Source organism: Pedobacter ginsengiterrae (assembly GCF_039537385.1).
Taxonomy (GTDB): Bacteria; Bacteroidota; Bacteroidia; order Sphingobacteriales; family Sphingobacteriaceae; genus Pedobacter; species Pedobacter ginsengiterrae.
Genome location: NZ_BAABAK010000004.1, coordinates 1 through 17,044 on the forward strand (window position 1 = coordinate 1; position 17,044 = coordinate 17,044).

The following is a 17,044-nucleotide window of genomic DNA, read 5'->3' on the forward strand; positions in this document are numbered from 1 at the left end:
TCTTAAACTGCTAATGCAGATTAATAAAAGAACCCTTGTAGTAACAACTGCAAGGGTTTCTTGGTTTTATACAAGGGTATGTGTAATTTGAATAAACACAGTACGCCTGAAGAATTGAAATTATGATCATATTAATAAAGCGAACAGCTGAAACTAAAGATTAAAGCGAAATACAAATGGCTTTAAGCTTTGAACTTTCTCCTTTAAGCTTTAAATAAAAATATTTAGGTGCCTATATCGGTGGTGTCCACCTCTTCCCATTCCGAACAGAGAAGTTAAGCCCACCAGAGCCGATGGTACTGCGGTAACACGTGGGAGAGTAGGTCGGTGCCAAATCTTAAAAGAAGAGCCTTGTAACAATTGTTGCAAGGCTTTCTTTGTTTACAGGGTTTTTTTATGATGCTTAATGCGGAAAGACTAAAGCAGAAAGCTAAAAGACTAAAGTGGTTAAGGGTAACTGAAAATTAATTTCACCAGCTAAGATATCTAAGGGAATCAAAGGTATCCAGGTTCATATAAGAGCTTATTAAATATAATTTCAGGGGATTAATCGGATGACCGCAGATTGTTAGATGCTAAGCGACTAAAACAGCAGGTTGGGGATTTCAATTGCTCCATTATTATGCTGAAAGCGGAAAGGTTAAAGATCAAAGCTTAAAGACCAAGGTGGTTGAGGGTTACAGGAATTAATTACCATCTAAGATTCTGTGTTGATTTCCAAATAATATTTTATTAATTTTGTTTTCTAGGCAGTCTAGAACTAGCCTGTAATAGCGTACTGATCTTGTATCTGTACGCTATTCTCTTTTTCAAGATAATGGGTATCATATGTATTTTTATTTTTAAAAAATATATACATTATTTCTAATAATTTTCTTTGTACTGCGACTAACCCTTTCATTTTTATTCCATTTCTACCCACAATTCTGGCATATATTGCCTTAAATCTTTCGTCCCATTTAACAGCACTTAATGCCGGCAGGTACATTGCCTTTCTTAAACTTCGATTTCCTTTCTTAGATATCTTTGGCTTTCCTTTTACTGATGTACCGGATTGTTTTTCTTTTACATCAAGGCCTGCGTAGCTGGTAAGCTGTTTTTTACTCCGTATCAATTCAAATCCGTTAGTTTCTGCCAGAACAATTATTGCTGTCAATTCTCCAACACCCGGTATTGAGCTCATAATCCGCACTTCTTGCTCCAAATCTTTATTTTCGCTAACAATCTCTTTGATATCTTGCTTGATTTCTTTTTCCTGTTTATTCAAAAAAAATATTCTGTCCTGTAGCCGCTCTATACTTTTCTGGTAGGGATATGCTTCAGAACTTTCTGCATGCAACTGATTTTTAACCATGGATCTTTCTGATACAATTTGATCACGCTCTCGTGATAGTTGTTGAAGATTTCTATACACCGCCTTTGGCCTTTGCCAATTATCTAACTTACGCTCTAATCCAAACTGGGCTATAGCTTCTGAACAAGTTTTATCAGTGATGGTCTTGTTCTCTAATGTGCGCATATAGTTGCTTATCTTATTGGGCAGAATAATACTTACTTCATAGTCATTTTCTGCCAGATGATAGGCAATTTTCTGGTGGTAAACGCCTGTGGCCTCCATTACATAACGAATATTTATCGTATTATCCGTATGTTTTTTAACCCATTCCAATAGTGATCTGATCCCCGAATCACTATTCTTAAAAACCTTATGGGCATAAAGCTCGATAGTGAAATCTTCCAGTGTTCTACCTAAGGTTACCACTAATTCTTTCTGGGCTACATCTATGCCCAATACTTGTTTTAATACTTTTTTCATCTTTTATCTTATAATGTAATTGATGAATCTCTCTTCGTTTTCTCTCCTGGTTGGATATTCTGGATATCATGAAGCATGGTTCCTTACATTCTGTTCAAACTCGAAAAGATAGAAAAGGATGAGGCAAGTTCTTAGATACAATATGCTAAAAAGCTATTTAGACATCCATGTGCTCTCATCCTCCTTCAATTATATTCACAAATTTAAGCCTTTGTAAACATAGGAGATATCTAAGGGAATCTAAGTTTTCCAGTTTCATTTTAAGGATTATTAATATAATTCCTTCAGATTACAGGGAAGAGCGCAAATTGTTAGACGCTTAGTTTATCAATAATATAGAGTAAGGTTAAAAGACCAATATGGAATGCTTGGGATTTCAACGGATCCATTATTTATGCTGAAAAGCTTAAAGACTAAAGCTTAAAGCGCAAAGCTTAAGTTGGTTAAGCCAGACATCAATCTACAATGGTGAAATGATATTCATTTACCAGCTAAGGCATCTAAGGGTATCTAAGGTTTACAGTTTTATTTAAGGGTTATTATAGAGATTACTCGGATTACCTCAGCATTTATAAATGCATATTCATCAATAACCTCATGGAAAGACTAAGGCTAAAAAAACAAAGCGGAATGCAGAGAACTTTCAGTCGTGTTACATTACTCAGCAAATAGATACATGGTATTTTATTAATAATGCCGGGATGGTAGTATTATGGTTTATTCAACAAAACTCCTCTACGCATTCGTGCAGTATATGCTTTTCTCATAAACATGACAAGGAAACAAATCATAGTTTTTATTAAAATTATAAACAGCTCTTTTTTTTTGGAGGTATGTTTTAATTCTTTTATCTAAGATAGTTTTTTCGCTATTTCTCTAAATGAAAAAGGTTATATTTTTTTATTTGGTAGATTAACCTGCTCAATACTCAATAAATATTCTTTTATGAGTTGGAAAAATGTCTATTTATGAGTTTTATTGTATTATTAAATATATTATTTCATGTTTATTTATGTTGATTGCTATTTATTTATCGATTTTATGTTTTTTTTATCTTAAAACTGTATTATTAGTTATATTTATTTACAACTTTCTGTAAGATTTTAGGTTATAAATTTGTTTTATCTGTGATTATGGTATAGATTAGGCGATTATTAACTATAATCAAACCTAAAACTTAAATTTCATGAGAAAACTTTTACAAAGTTTGTTCGTTTTGATGTTTTTTGCATTTTCTGCAATGGCTCAAGATCGAACAGTGACAGGTACGGTCACATCAAAAGAAGATGGACTTCCCCTTCCTGGTGTAAGTGTAAAATTGACAGGCCTTAAAGTGGGGACTGTTACCAATGCTTCTGGTAGCTTCACCATCAACATTTCTTCTAATGCAACAGCAATCGAATTCTCTGCGTTAGGATTTGTTCCTCAAAAGCAAACCATAACTGGAGCATCTACTTACAATGTTTCTTTGTCTGCGGATACCAAAGATTTGGAAGATGTGATTGTTGTAGCCTATGGAACTGTAAAAAAAGAAAGCTTTACAGGTGCAGCATCTGTTGTGGGTGCCAAAACTTTAGCAGATCGACCGAATACTTCATTTCAAAAGTCGCTACAAGGTGCAGCAGCTGGCGTTCAGGTTACCAGTGTTTCTGGTCAGCCTGGAGCCGCAACCCAAGTTAGGGTTCGCGGTGTTGGATCGATCTCTGCAGGCTCAACCCCCTTATACGTAATTGATGGTATCGCTGTTACCTCTTCAGGGTTAGACCTAACGTCTGTAGCACAAACTGCTGATGTTTTATCTTCATTAAACCCTAATGATATTGAATCGGTAACGATCCTTAAGGATGCAGCAGCATCTGCAATTTATGGATCTCGTGCGGCGAATGGGGTTGTTTTAATTACGACCAAGCAAGGTAAAGCTGGTGCAACTAAATTTACTGCTAGCATAACTGGAGGTTACTCTTATCAAGCTGTAGAAAAACACGACGTTTTGAACGCACAAGAATATTATAAGGTTTATTTCGATAGCTATTATGCCCAGAGAATTGCTGCTGGATTAGCTCCTGATGCAGCTGCAATCGCAGCAAATACCTTAACAAGAAATAGATTGACTGTAAATCCTTTTAATACATTAAATCCATTCGTTGCTGGTGGGGGTTTAGCTCCTGGCGCATCTTTATTATATGATACTAACTGGAGAGATGAAGTATTAAGAAGAGGGCAAACTAAAGACGTGAATGTTTCTGCTAGTGGTGGTTCAGAGAAGCTTAAATATTACGTTTCTGGTGGTTACTTCGATCAGAAAGGTATCGTAATTGGTTCTGATTATAAAAGATATTCAGGGAAATTTAACCTATCGAATGATGTGAATAAATTCTTTTCATTCGGTATCAATAATACGTTAGCCAGTTCAACACAGAACACGCCTCCTGGTGCAGGTGGTGGTGCAAATCCAGTAAGATTTGGTGATATCGTTGCTAACATTTACTCTTTATATGTTAGAGATGCAAATGGTAACCCAGTTTTGGATGCAAACGGTAATCCTACCTATAGCTATGTTAATCCAGTTTCACCTGATTTTAATCCAGTTGGGTTAAATGAATTAGATACTTATTTAACTAAAATTACCCGTATTACAACTACACCTTTTGCTCAGGTAAAATTTCTTAACGGATTTACGGCTAAATCAACAGTTAGTTTAGATTATTCAGCAGTTAGAGAGAGCCAGTTTTATAATTTATTACACGGTAATGGTGTAGGAGTTAAGGGTAGAGGCTATCGTTATTCAAAAGAAGATATTACGACAACTTACATTAACACTTTAACCTATAATAAAAGCATTGGAAAACATAATTTTGATGTATTGGTGGGTCAGGAAGCTTATCGTAATAAGTTTGATGGTATAACCGCAATGGCTACTGGCTATGGCTTCGCTGGACAAACTGAACTGGTTTCTGCTTCTACGCCTGGAACGGCATCTTCTTCTTATACTGAAGCTCGATTTGAATCTTATTTTTCAAGAGCAAATTATGATTACGAGGGTAAATATTTCCTTTCGGGAAGTTTTAGAAGAGATGGATTTTCGGCTTTCGGACCAGATAATAAATTTGGTAACTTCTGGTCAGTTGGTGGCGCATGGAGACTTAAGCAAGAAAATTTCATGAAAGATGTTCGTTTCATTGACGATTTAAAATTGCGTGCGAGTTATGGTGTTACGGGTAACAATGATATTGGCCGCTATGCTGCGCAGGGTTTATACTCTTTAGCTAATGCTTACGAAGGTCTTGCAGGTATGGCTTATAGTCAGCTTGCTAATAGTGAATTGGCTTGGGAGAAATCAAAAACAACAGAATTTGGCTTAGAGTTCTCGGTTTTAAATCGCAGAATTAATGGTGAAATTTCTTACTTCCAGAAGAAATCTGATGGCTTATTGTTTGCAAAACCTTTATCAAGAACTACTGGTTTTACTTCTATAACAACCAATTTGGCTGAGATGAACAATACTGGGATTGAACTTGCTATCAATGCATCGCCAATTAGAACAACAGATTTTAACTGGAACATCGCTTTTAACATCACTAAAATTAAAAACAAAATTGTTGCCTCAACACAGGATGAAGTTGTTGATGGAACTAAGCTGATAAAAATCGGAGGAGATCGTTACCAGTGGTATTTGAGAGAATATGCAGGAATCGATCAGGCAGATGGTAGAGCAATGTGGTATAAGGATGATGCTTCTGGAAATAAAGTAACAACTAAAGTTTACGCAGAAGCGAAACAATATTCTGGCTTAGGCTCGGCACTTCCAAAATACTATGGTGGTTTCAATAATACTTTAAACTATAAGGATTTTGATTTGAGCGTTTATACTTATTTTTCTTTAGGAGGAAAGGTTTATGATGCGTTATATGCAGCATTAATGCATAATGGTATTACACCTGGACAGCAAATGTCAAGAGATGTATTAAACGCATGGTCGGCTACTAACACGAGCTCAACTATTCCTAGATTTTTACCTACATCAAATACAGATTTATCGAATAGTGCTTCCAGCAGATTTTTGTATGATGGTTCTTACATGAGGGTTAAGAATATTGCGCTTGGTTATACCTTGAAAAAAGAATGGGCTAATAAAGTGATGTTATCGACTGCTCGCTTATTTGTAATGGCCGAAAATCCGTTTACGTTGGCTAAGCACAAAGGGTACGATCCTGAATCAACAATTGATGGAACCAGTAACAATGATATTCCAAATATCAAAACCTTTTCAATTGGTTTAACAGCTGGTTTTTAATTATATAGATAAGATATTATGAAAAAGATTAATAAAATAGGAGTTTATAGTGCCATCCTTCTTCTTGCAAGTTTGGGAGCATGTAAAAAAGACTTTTTAGAAGTAACACCAACAACATCAATTAACTCTGCGGAAGCCTTTTCTTCACCTGAAAAAATTGCGGCAGCGCTTACGGGGGTTTATGATCTCTCTACTGGTTCTGTTAAATACAACATGATTTTAAATAATGATGTTAAGGGAGGTGATGTGTTAATTGTAAGTGGAGCAGGGAATTACAGCAGATTTATAAATGGTTATCAATTTATCGAAAATTCAAGTTCTTCTGAACCATTGGATTATTGGACATCAAATTATAGGGTAATTGCTAATGCAAATCAGTTTGAACTAAATATTCCTACATCTGCGCTTACTGATGTTCAAAAAAGCGGTTATTTGGCAGAAACCAGAGCCCTAAGAGCAGAGGCTTACTTTTGGTTAGTTCAATGGTATGGCAAGCCATATACGCTAGATCCAGAAGCCTTAGGTGTACCTTTAGTTTTGGCGCCGCTTGGTCCAAACGATGCCTTATCTGGAAGAGCCAAGGTTAAAGATGTTTATGCACAAATATTGTCAGACTTTTTATATGCGGAGGCAAACATTCCAGCTACAAAAACAAGTGTTTATAGAATGACTAAAGGTGCTATTCAGGGCTTCTTGGCCAGGGTTTATCTTACCATGGGCGATTATCCAAATGCCAGTAAATATGCAAAATTAGCTCGTGCGGGTAAACCACTTGGAACTGGTGCATCTTTATTGACGGGTTACATCAACCCATCATCAGAATGGATTTATGCTTTAAATTCAAGAACAGATGATAACTCTGGGTTTTTAACCGTAAACTCGTTTTATGATCCTTTCGATATTGGCTATTCTAGTTTCAGAGCAGCAGATAACTTCTTTAATTCATTTGCAGCAAACGACATCCGTTTACAGCAATTTAAAGTAAATGGTGTAATTGGTGCAAGAAGAGGGCAGGAAGGATTTTTAATTAATAAATTCGATTTCTCTACTACTCCAGCGCAAAATCAAGTGATCATCAGATCCTCTGAAATGTATCTGATCGAGGCAGAGGCCGAAGCTAGACAAGGCGTAGCAAATGAAGCAGCAGCTAAAACTGCTTTACTGGCTATTCAACAAAGAGCGGGCGTGGCAACAGCACCATCAGCAAATACTGGCCAGGCATTAATTAACGAAATTTTGGTTGAAAGAGGTAAAGAACTTTATGGCGAAGGATTTAAATTCTTCGATTTACTCAGAACCAAAACTCCTGTAGTTAGAACAGCAGGAAACGGACACTGGGCAATTGTGAATTTCCAGCCAGGTGACAATAAATTGGTATTACCTTTACCACAAAGTGAGTTAAATGCAAATCCGATTTTAAAAGGACAACAAAATCCTGGATATAGTAACTAATTTATCATGCTTTAATTATAAAAAGGGTTATCTCATTTTGAGATAACCCTTTTGTGTTTTGTAAATTTTTGAGTCTGTTAAAAAATGCTAAATTTTTCAAGCCAAAGGCAATAAAACCGTATTATTGTAGTACCACGTATATACTGCTATGATGAATATTGGCCTGAAAAAGATTGTTTTAATTGCGTTTTTAATAGGTGTAAACACCGTAAGTTTTGCACAAAATAAAAACGTTAAACTGCCAGCTAACTGGTTTAATCTGGACTTGGCTGAAAATGGTTTTTTTGGCATTAGCACAGATAAGGCATATCGCGAAATTCTTAAAGATAAGCAGCCTAAGCAAAAGATAATTGTAGCGGTAATCGATGGTGGAGTTGATACCAATCATGAGGATTTAAAAGATGTTTTGTGGACCAATAAAAAGGAGATTCCAGATAACGGAATTGACGATGATGGTAACGGTTATATAGATGATATTCATGGATGGAATTTCATTGGTTCTAAGAAAGGTAATTTAGAATTTGATAATCTTGAACTTGTAAGATTACTTCGGATTTATACACCAAAATATCAGTCTACAACAAATTTAACCCCTCTGGATAGCGGACAAAAAGAAGAGTTTAGGCTTTATAAAAAAATGGTTGGCGATTTCGGCAAAAAATATGATGATGCAAGTCAAACGTTTTCCGTATTGATAAAAATTAAAAAAGTTATTGATTCTGTAGCTAAAATAAATAAGGTAGAGATTTCGACTTTAGAAAACATAAGTAATTATAAAGCTGATGATGAAGAAGAGGAACAGGTAAAAAAGATCATTTTCAGAGGATCAAAAGATGACGGGGGTTTTGAAAAGTTTTATAAGAATATTAAAGACGGTTACAAACAGTATGATGCCATGCTGAAATATAACCTGAACCCCAAATATGACATGCGTGCTGAATTGGTGGGGGATGATTACACCAATTCTAAGCAACGAGATTACGGAAATAATGATGTAAAAGGCCCTGATGCACAGCACGGAACACATGTTTCGGGTATAATTGGTGCAAATCGGGGCAATAGCCTGGGTATTATGGGCGTAGCGAATCATGTAAGCATTATGGCCATTAGAGTTGTGCCTACAGGTGATGAACGCGATAAAGATGTTGCAAATGGAATTCGTTATGCAGTTGATAATGGTGCTAAAGTAATAAACATGAGCTTTGGTAAAGCTTATAAATGGGATAAGAAAGCCGTAGATGAGGCGATAAAGTATGCCGAAAGTAAGGATGTTTTATTAGTGCACGCTGCAGGGAATGATGCAAAAAATAATGATGTAGAAGAGAATTACCCGAATAAATATTACGATAGTCCAGAAGCTGAAGCATATAAAATAGCCAACAAAAAACCAGTTTTGGCTGATTTTACGCCACCAAAGCCAATGGCTGGAAATGGCATGGGGATGAGACCAGGTATGGATAGAACGCCTGTTGTAAAACCAGTTCCTTTAGATTCTGCTAAATACAAACTTCCACATGCAACGAATTGGATAGAGGTTGGGGCGAGCGCCTATAAGGATGACGAAAGCTTAAAAGCCGAATTTTCTAATTATGGTAAGTATAATGTAGATGTTTTTGCGCCAGGCTTTTTGATTAATTCTACGGTTCCAAACAATCAATACGAGGAATTGGATGGAACAAGTATGGCTTCTCCAGTTGTTTCGGGTTTAGCGGCTTTAATTTTAAGCTATTATCCACAATTAAAACCTGCTCAGGTTAGAGAAATTATAATTAATTCGGTTACCAAGGTATTGCACAAGGTAAAAAACACAAACGACAAAGGGCAAAATGTACGAGTACCTTTTAGTGAACTTTGTATAAGCGGTGGCATTGTAAATGCTTACAATGCGCTAAAACTTGCAGAAACTTATAAGTAGCTTTCAGTTTAAGTGTTAGCTGCTAATTATTTTGCTGTTATTGTTTCAATAAAATTTTGAAAGGTACCAAAGGGATAATTTTTAGATTTCATCCAACTGATTAAATTATCCATTCTTTCAACCATTTTAACGCCAGTATTTTTTCTCACATAAGCAGGAAAGCCAAAACGTTCAAAATCATCTAAATCTGTAAATTCCCAAGGGTGAAAATACACGTTAAGGTATCGATCTTTTTTATAGGTCCAGCTGACTAAGAATTTATAAATGCTAAGGGGTAGATTATGGAACGACAACCAAAATAAAGGGAATCGAACTAATGGACTAACAGATGCTGGGATTTGAAGCACATTTTCCTTTGTGAAAAAGGTTCGAGATATATTAAAGTTGTTGTATCTGCCTGGTAAATAAGTTGGATTGATGGAGGTGTTGTAAGTATAGCCTGCTTTTTCAATTTCTTGCTCATCAACAGGCATCATTCTGGCCATTCGGTAACCTGTAATTTCCTTACCAGAAAGTTCTTCTAATTTAAGTTTGGATTGTAAAAGATGCTCTGGTTTAAAATCAGAATGGTAATAACCATGTGAAGCTAATTCATGGCCTGTTTCTGTAATTCGATTAATTAAATCAGGAATGTTTTCTGCGAAAGTTACGGTGCAAAAAAATGTTGCTTTAACCTGGTGTTTATCTAATAAGTCTAAAATAGCAATTGTTCCTGCTCTGGAAATCGCAATCTGATCAGCAAAGGCGATGTCCTTTCCATACTCAAAAGGCATGTCGAATTCTTCGATATCAAAACTTAAAAGAATCATTATCTAACTGGAATATTTGTTGAACGAATAATATAATTTGGTCGGTTTTTAGATTGCATAAACATTTTCCCTACATAGATACCAATAATGCCTAAAATGATTAATTGTAATCCACCAAAGAAAACAATTGTCATAATTACAGAAGCCCAACCCGAAACTTCTACATTATTAGCAAATGCATAAATAATATACGGAACATAAAGCACCGATGCCATCGATAATATAAAACCTAAATAAACTGCTGTGTACAATGGCTTAATACTAAAAGAAGTAACGCCATGCAAGGCAAGATTAACCATTTTTTTGAATGTATACTTGCTTTTGCCAGAAAAACGGGCCGCAGGATTATAATGAATTGCAATCTGTTTAAAACCTAACCATTTAACGAGGCCCCTTAAAAAAGGTTCGTTCTCATGGAAATTACGGAATACATTAACAACCTTTTGATCCAGTAAACGAAAATCCGCCGCACCTGGTTCTAATTCGATATCGGATAACCAGTTTAAAGTTTTGTAAAATAAACTGGATGAACTTCTTTTGCCTTTTGATAAATTTTTATCTTCTGCTCTTATGGTGTACACCACTTCAAAGCCTTCTTCCCATTTTTTTAGCATATCAGGAATCAACTCAGGTGGATGTTGCATATCGCAATCCATAGAAATTACACAGTCGCCATAGGCATGATCCATCCCTGCTTTTACGGCTAACTGATGGCCGAAGTTTTTAGAAAACTCGAGAAAAAATACGTTATTTGTAGTTGCTGCATACGCTCTTATTTTTTCGAGTGTATGATCTGCGCTGCCATCATCTACTAAAATAATTTCATAGTTATAATTTAAGGTAGAAAATACGCTTTTAATGCTTTCTGCAATTACAAAAACATTGTCGGCCTCATTGTAAGCAGGAATAACGATGGAAACTAATTTCTTCATTTATCGGAAATCAAATAAGATTCAAAATCTTGTTTCATCATTTGATAGATAATAGTTAGCCAAATGATGGTGCAAGGTAGAGCTTTGAGTGAATATAGACGAATAAATTCTTTAACAGGTTTTGGGAAAATATCTGTTGGCGATAGGCTGGTAAGCAATAACGCAAATACAAATAATGCAATTACCCAAGGTTGCTTTGGATTTTGCTGAACGATAAACCAAATGGCTACACCTGCAAATGCGATGATGTAGGTTGGTGATTCTGATCCACTACTAAAAATTACCGTAAAAATTAACGTTGATGCCAGCAGCATTAAGCGAAAAGCAAGATTTTTATATTGTTTAATTCTTAGATAAGGTAAAGCAAACAGCAATAATCCGCCTAGTAAAAATGGCCCGTTTGGCATGTTAATATTGCCTGAAATCCTCCGTGCCATGCCCATAACTGAAATGTCTTGAAACGAAGTTAAGGAAGCATTTAAATCATTTTTATGAACTAAAGAGTTATACCAATCTCCATAAGATTGAATGATAAAGGCGGGAGAAGAAATTGCCATTGGTAATGCGAAAAGAACGGTAAAGGCAATTATTCCTGAAATGATAAATTTCACTTTGTTTTTGGTGAAAAAGAAGAAGGCCAGACCCACAATTCCGTATAATTTAACAAGGGTGCCAAAGGCGATAAAAAATGCGGATTGGATTTCTTTTTTCTTTAACAGGTATGAAAAACTGAGTATGATAACACCAGTTAAGGCGATATTAAACTGAAAACTAAATAAAGCAGTTAAGGTTTCGTGAGCGCAAATCCAGGCGATAACAGCGCGTTTATTTAAGGATATTGGCAAACTGTAAATTCCCCAGAGTAATATTAATATGTTGGCGACATTCCAGAGTACCATCCCTAATCCATCGGGTAATAGCGCAAATGGCGCTATAAAAACCGAAAACAACGGACCGTAATGGTTGCTGTCTAAATATTCAGGGTAATTATTATATAAATTCTGAAAATCTATTGTATGCCAGTAAACATATTTAAAAATGAGGTAATTATTAAAAGTATGGTGTACATATTGCTTAGAGCTAGCTATAATTGCCAGTAGGAGATAAACGATAGCGATGCATTCTTTTTTTAAGAGAAACGCACCAATAGATTTAATATTGATGTTTTTAGCAGGGTTCATTATGATTAGTGTTGCAATATAAGAATTTTAAAATTGCAGGTCTAGATATGAAAAGCGGTGGTAAATAGATGATGATTACAACTTATCCTTTGTTTACGAACAAATCCAAAACATTTTTTAAAACAGGATTTCGGTTTGAATCTTTCCAAATCATATATAATTCTGTTCGCTGAGGAATGTGGGTGAGCTCTACAAACTTAACATTTTCCTTATAACCATATTGTAGTGCTGTTGGTACAATGGCAATTCCCAGTCCTTCTTCCACTAATTTATAAATGGTTAAGGCATTTACCGATTTATGGAAAGTTTTAGGTTGAAAGCCATGGTCTTCGCAAATTCCCATAATCAAATCATAATAAAAAGGACTGTCATCACTAGAAAAGAAAATAAAGGGTTCGTTAGCGATCTTTTTAACGGCTTCAAAACTGGCCTTATTCATCGGGTGGTGTTTTGGAAGAACCAAAGAAAAAGTATCCTGATGAATGAGGTGCTTGGAAATTCCAGTTTTGAACTGGTGAATTCTTACGAAACCCAAATCAATCATATCTTTATCCAAAAGCTCGATTTGCAGTTTATTAGGCATTTCATCGAGATTGGTTCTCACACCAGGGAGTGTTTTGTTCAGCTTGAAAATTAATTCGGGTATTATTTTTTGTGCGGCAGAACCTAAAAAGCCAATTCTAAGTTCACCTTGATTACCAGCCTCAATATTCGTGAGTTCCTTTTTAATATTTTCTACATGACTGAACAAAAGATCTACTTCTTGTTTTAAGTAAATGCCAGCTCTGGTCAGTTCAACCTTTTTCTTGGTGCGATCAAAAAGCTCAACATTCAGCAATTCTTCCATCTGCTTAATCTGCCTGCTCAATCCAGGTTGAGATATAAAAAGCTTATCCGCAGCCTTTCTAAACCTTAATTCTTCTGCAAGTACCTGGAAATATTTTAAATGTCTAAGCTCTAATTGATAACTCATGGTTATTGAACGTTGATTAAATTGGTATTTATAGGTATCAAATATAGATGTTATTTTTGTTTAAATCTTTGCTATATGAATGTAAACCAGTTTTTTAATTACGGAATAGATAAATTAACATCGGCAACTGCACTTGCAATTTGCAGAGGCGAATTATCGGGTGTTTTAAATGATGATACAAGAGCGAAAGTAATAGAAAGCAGCAAGGTTGTGGAGCGGATTGCAGGGGCTGGAGCAGCTGTGTATGGCGTAAATACTGGCTTTGGGCCACTTTGTACTTCCATGATTTCGGAGGGTGATACTCGTAAACTTCAGGAGAATATACTCAAAAGCCACGCCGTGGGTGTAGGTGAACCGATAAGTACAGAAATTTCTCGCCTAATGCTTATTTTGAAACTTCAGGCTTTGGCTCAGGGTTATTCTGGGATTAGACTAGAAACTTTAGAACGGATGATCTGGTTTTTGGAAATTGGTGCTACTCCAGTTGTCCCAAAACAAGGTTCAGTTGGCGCATCCGGCGATTTAGCGCCGCTATCTCATTTATTTCTACCATTAATCGGACTTGGAAAAGTAACCTATAAAGAAAAGGTAATTTCGACAGCAGAACTGCTAAAAGAACATGATTTGTTGCCCATAGCGCTTGGTCCGAAAGAGGGTTTAGCCCTAATAAACGGAACCCAGTTTATTGCGGCACATGCTGTAATGGTTGTCGATCGGATGTATAATTTGCTGATCTCTGCTGATGTGATTTCAGCGATGATGATTGAGGGCTTGTTAGGCTCTAAAAAACCGTTCCATCCAAAACTCCATCAGTTAAGACCTTATGTTGGAAATATCAAAGTTGCAGAAAGAATCAGCACACTTTTAGAGGGATCGGAAATTGCCGCATCGCATTTAAATTGTGCAAAAGTTCAGGATCCATATTCTTTAAGGTGTATTCCTCAGGTGCACGGTGCTTCCTGGAATGCGTGGACACATTTAAATGAAGTGCTCGAAATAGAACTTAACTCGGTAACGGATAATCCAGTAATATTTAGTGATGACTTAACCATTAGCGGAGGTAATTTCCATGGTCAGCCGCTGGCAATGCCTTTGGATTACGCCTGTTTAGCGGCTTCAGAAATCGGAAATATCAGCGATCGCAGAATTTATTTATCCTTAGAGGGAAATACGAATAATGTACCGAAATTGTTGATGAAAGAAACAGGCTTAAATTCAGGATTTATGATTGTGCAATATACTTCTGCAGCTTTGGCGAGCGAAAATAAAGGACTTTGTTTCCCTGCAAGTGCAGATAGTATTCCAACTTCGCTGGGGCAGGAAGATCACGTGAGTATGGGTTCCATTAGCGGCCGTAAGGCCTTACAGGTTATTGAAAATGTGCAGAAAATATTAGGCATAGAACTTTTCTGTGCTGCCCAGGCTCTAGATTATCACCAACCTTTGAAACAAGGTAAGATATTAGCGGCTGTACATGATTTTGTAAGAACGAAGATTGAACACCTTGAGCAGGATCAGATTATGTACGATATGATGGAAACTTCGATAAACATGGTTAAAGACGACGAGATTGTAAAAGTGGCAGAAAAGGCAGCGAAAGAAAATAACATATCCTTTCTGTAAAATAGACTCAAATGAATTTTAAAGAGCAGATATTAAACGGTATCCCATCGGTTTTACCGAATAAGAAAATAAGAGATTCGAAACTTAGCCATGCACCAGTAAGAAAGGCGGTATTAAATGAAACCGAAAAAAAGCTGAGTTTACGTAATGCTTTGCGCTATTTTCCCCAACAATGGCATTCGGAATTGGCAGCTGAGTTTCTGGAAGAACTGAACAGTTTGGGGCATATCTACATGTATAGGTTTATGCCTGATTACGAAATGTACGCAAGGCCAATTGAAGAATATCCTTGTAATTGTAAGCATGCGGCTGCAATTATGCTTATGATTCAAAATAACTTAGACCCAGCAATTGCACAACATCCACAAGAATTAATTACTTATGGCGGAAATGGCAGTGTGTTTCAAAATTGGGCGCAATATTTAATCGCCATGCAATACCTGGCCAACATGACTGATGAGCAGACGCTTAATATTTACAGCGGTCATCCCCAAGGCTTATTTCCTTCATCAGCAGCGGCGCCAAGAGTTGTCGTTAGTAATGGCATGATGATTCCGAATTATTCTTCACCATCAGATTTAGAAAAATTTAGCGCATTAGGTGTAACCCAATATGGACAAATGACCGCAGGTTCGTACATGTATATTGGTCCGCAGGGAATTGTGCACGGAACCGCTATTACCTTGATGAATGCTTTTAGAAAAAAGGGTTTTTATGGTTCAGCTGTTGCTGGAAAAATCTTTTTAACAGCAGGTTTGGGCGGTATGAGCGGTGCGCAAACTAAAGCAGGAAATATTGTAGGTTGCATTACCGTTTGTGCGGAGGTAAATCCGCAAGCGGCAGAAAAAAGAAAACAACAAGGCTGGGTGGATGAATTGGTTGATAATTTAGAAGCTTTGGTTTCTCGTGTTTTACTCGCTCAAAGCAATAAAGAAACCGTTTCCATTGCATACATAGGTAATGTAGTTGATGTTTGGGAAACTTTTTATCAGAAAAACATCGAAGTTACCATTGGTTCAGATCAAACCTCTTTACATAATCCTTTTTCGGGGGGCTATTACCCAACAGGTATAAGTTATGCTGATGCCAATATAATGATGACCGAAGATGCTGCGCATTTTAAAGTTTTGGTACAGCAATCGTTAAAACAACAGGCGAAAAGTATTGGAGAACATAGTAAACGTGGCACTTACTTTTTCGATTATGGAAATGCCTTTTTATTAGAATGTAGTCGGGCAGGAGCCGATGTTTTGGCTCCGAATAAGGTTGATTTTAAATATCCTTCGTACGTAGAAGATATTCTTGGGCCGATGTGTTTCGATTACGGTTTTGGCCCCTTCAGATGGGTGTGTGCTTCAGGGAAATCAGAAGACCTGGAAATAACTGACCAAATTGCCAGAGATGTTATGGAAGAAATAAAGGTAAATGCGCCTGTGGAAATTCAGCAACAGCTTCAGGATAATATCAACTGGATTATTGGCGCAGCCGAAAACAAACTTGTTGTTGGCTCTAAAAGTAGAATTTTATACGCGGATGCGGAGGGGAGAGTAAAAATTGCTTCTCGCTTTAATGATGCAATAGAAAACGGACAATTATCTGCTGCTGTTATTTTAGGGAGAGATCATCATGATGTAAGCGGAACGGATTCTCCGTTTAGGGAAACCAGTAATATCTATGATGGAAGTCGTTTCACAGCCGACATGGCTATTCAGAATGTAATTGGTGATAGCTTTAGAGGTGCAACCTGGGTTTCCATTCACAATGGTGGTGGTGTAGGTTGGGGCGAAGTTATTAATGGTGGTTTTGGAATGGTGTTGGATGGAACGGCGCAAGCTGCTGCAAAGTTGAAAAATATGCTGTTTTTCGATGTAAACAATGGTATTGCCAGAAGAAGCTGGGCCAGAAATAAAGAAGCTCGTTTCGCCATCGAAAGAGAGATGGAAAGAACACCAACGTTAAGAGTTACACTCCCGAATTTGGTTGAAGATGCTGTAATTGATCAGCTGATCAAATAAGTAAAAAAATAAGACTGCATTATAAATTCAATTT

At 36.6% G+C, this 17,044-nt stretch carries 10 protein-coding genes and 1 rRNA gene; 6 read left to right on the top strand and 5 right to left on the bottom strand.

The features are described 5' to 3' along the window. Positions 1–224 precede the first annotated feature (224 nt). Positions 225–336, top strand: a 5S ribosomal RNA gene (gene rrf, locus ABD692_RS04800). A gap of 424 nt (positions 337–760) precedes the next feature. Here rrf and ABD692_RS04805 read toward each other — a convergent pair. Beyond that, positions 761–1,816, bottom strand: a complete 1,056-nt coding sequence (locus ABD692_RS04805) for a transposase (protein WP_344765422.1) — start codon at positions 1,814–1,816, stop codon at positions 761–763. 1,186 nt (positions 1,817–3,002) lie between these two features. On the opposite strand from ABD692_RS04805, the gene ABD692_RS04810 reads away from it, so the two are divergent. The 3 genes from ABD692_RS04810 (at position 3,003) to ABD692_RS04820 (ending at position 9,477) form a co-directional block, all read left to right on the top strand. Beyond that, positions 3,003–6,110 (top strand): SusC/RagA family TonB-linked outer membrane protein, encoded by a 3,108-nt coding sequence (locus ABD692_RS04810; protein ID WP_344765424.1) that lies wholly within the window; start codon positions 3,003–3,005, stop codon positions 6,108–6,110. An 18-nt stretch (positions 6,111–6,128) separates the two neighbouring features. Then, entirely contained in the window at positions 6,129–7,562 is a 1,434-nt protein-coding gene (locus ABD692_RS04815; protein WP_344765426.1) for a RagB/SusD family nutrient uptake outer membrane protein, read from the top strand. A 148-nt stretch (positions 7,563–7,710) separates the two neighbouring features. After that, entirely contained in the window at positions 7,711–9,477 is a 1,767-nt protein-coding gene (locus tag ABD692_RS04820) for a S8 family peptidase (protein ID WP_425567322.1), read from the top strand. Positions 9,478–9,503: 26 nt separating this feature from the next. Here ABD692_RS04820 and ABD692_RS04825 read toward each other — a convergent pair whose 3' ends face one another. From ABD692_RS04825 to ABD692_RS04840, 4 genes are all read right to left on the bottom strand, one after another. Beyond that, positions 9,504–10,286, bottom strand: a complete 783-nt coding sequence (locus ABD692_RS04825; protein WP_344765428.1) for a polysaccharide deacetylase family protein — start codon at positions 10,284–10,286, stop codon at positions 9,504–9,506. Continuing rightward, complete coding sequence (locus tag ABD692_RS04830) at positions 10,286–11,218, bottom strand: glycosyltransferase family 2 protein (protein WP_344765430.1); 933 nt, start codon at positions 11,216–11,218, stop codon at positions 10,286–10,288. The genes ABD692_RS04825 and ABD692_RS04830 overlap by 1 nt, the downstream gene beginning before the upstream one ends. Next, positions 11,215–12,399 (bottom strand): glycosyltransferase family 87 protein, encoded by a 1,185-nt coding sequence (locus ABD692_RS04835; protein ID WP_344765432.1) that lies wholly within the window; start codon positions 12,397–12,399, stop codon positions 11,215–11,217. The genes ABD692_RS04830 and ABD692_RS04835 overlap by 4 nt, the downstream gene beginning before the upstream one ends. A gap of 82 nt (positions 12,400–12,481) precedes the next feature. Next, positions 12,482–13,372 (bottom strand): LysR family transcriptional regulator, encoded by an 891-nt coding sequence (locus ABD692_RS04840; RefSeq protein ID WP_344765434.1) that lies wholly within the window; start codon positions 13,370–13,372, stop codon positions 12,482–12,484. A gap of 75 nt (positions 13,373–13,447) precedes the next feature. Here ABD692_RS04840 and hutH point away from each other — a divergent pair, with 75 nt between their 5' ends. Both hutH and ABD692_RS04850 read left to right on the top strand, forming a co-directional pair. After that, positions 13,448–14,995 (top strand): histidine ammonia-lyase, encoded by a 1,548-nt coding sequence (hutH, locus tag ABD692_RS04845; protein WP_344765436.1) that lies wholly within the window; start codon positions 13,448–13,450, stop codon positions 14,993–14,995. Between the two features lie 11 nt (positions 14,996–15,006). Further along, positions 15,007–17,010: a urocanate hydratase gene (locus ABD692_RS04850; RefSeq protein WP_344765438.1), complete on the top strand. Its 2,004-nt coding sequence runs from the start codon at positions 15,007–15,009 to the stop codon at positions 17,008–17,010. Positions 17,011–17,044: the final 34 nt, after the last annotated feature.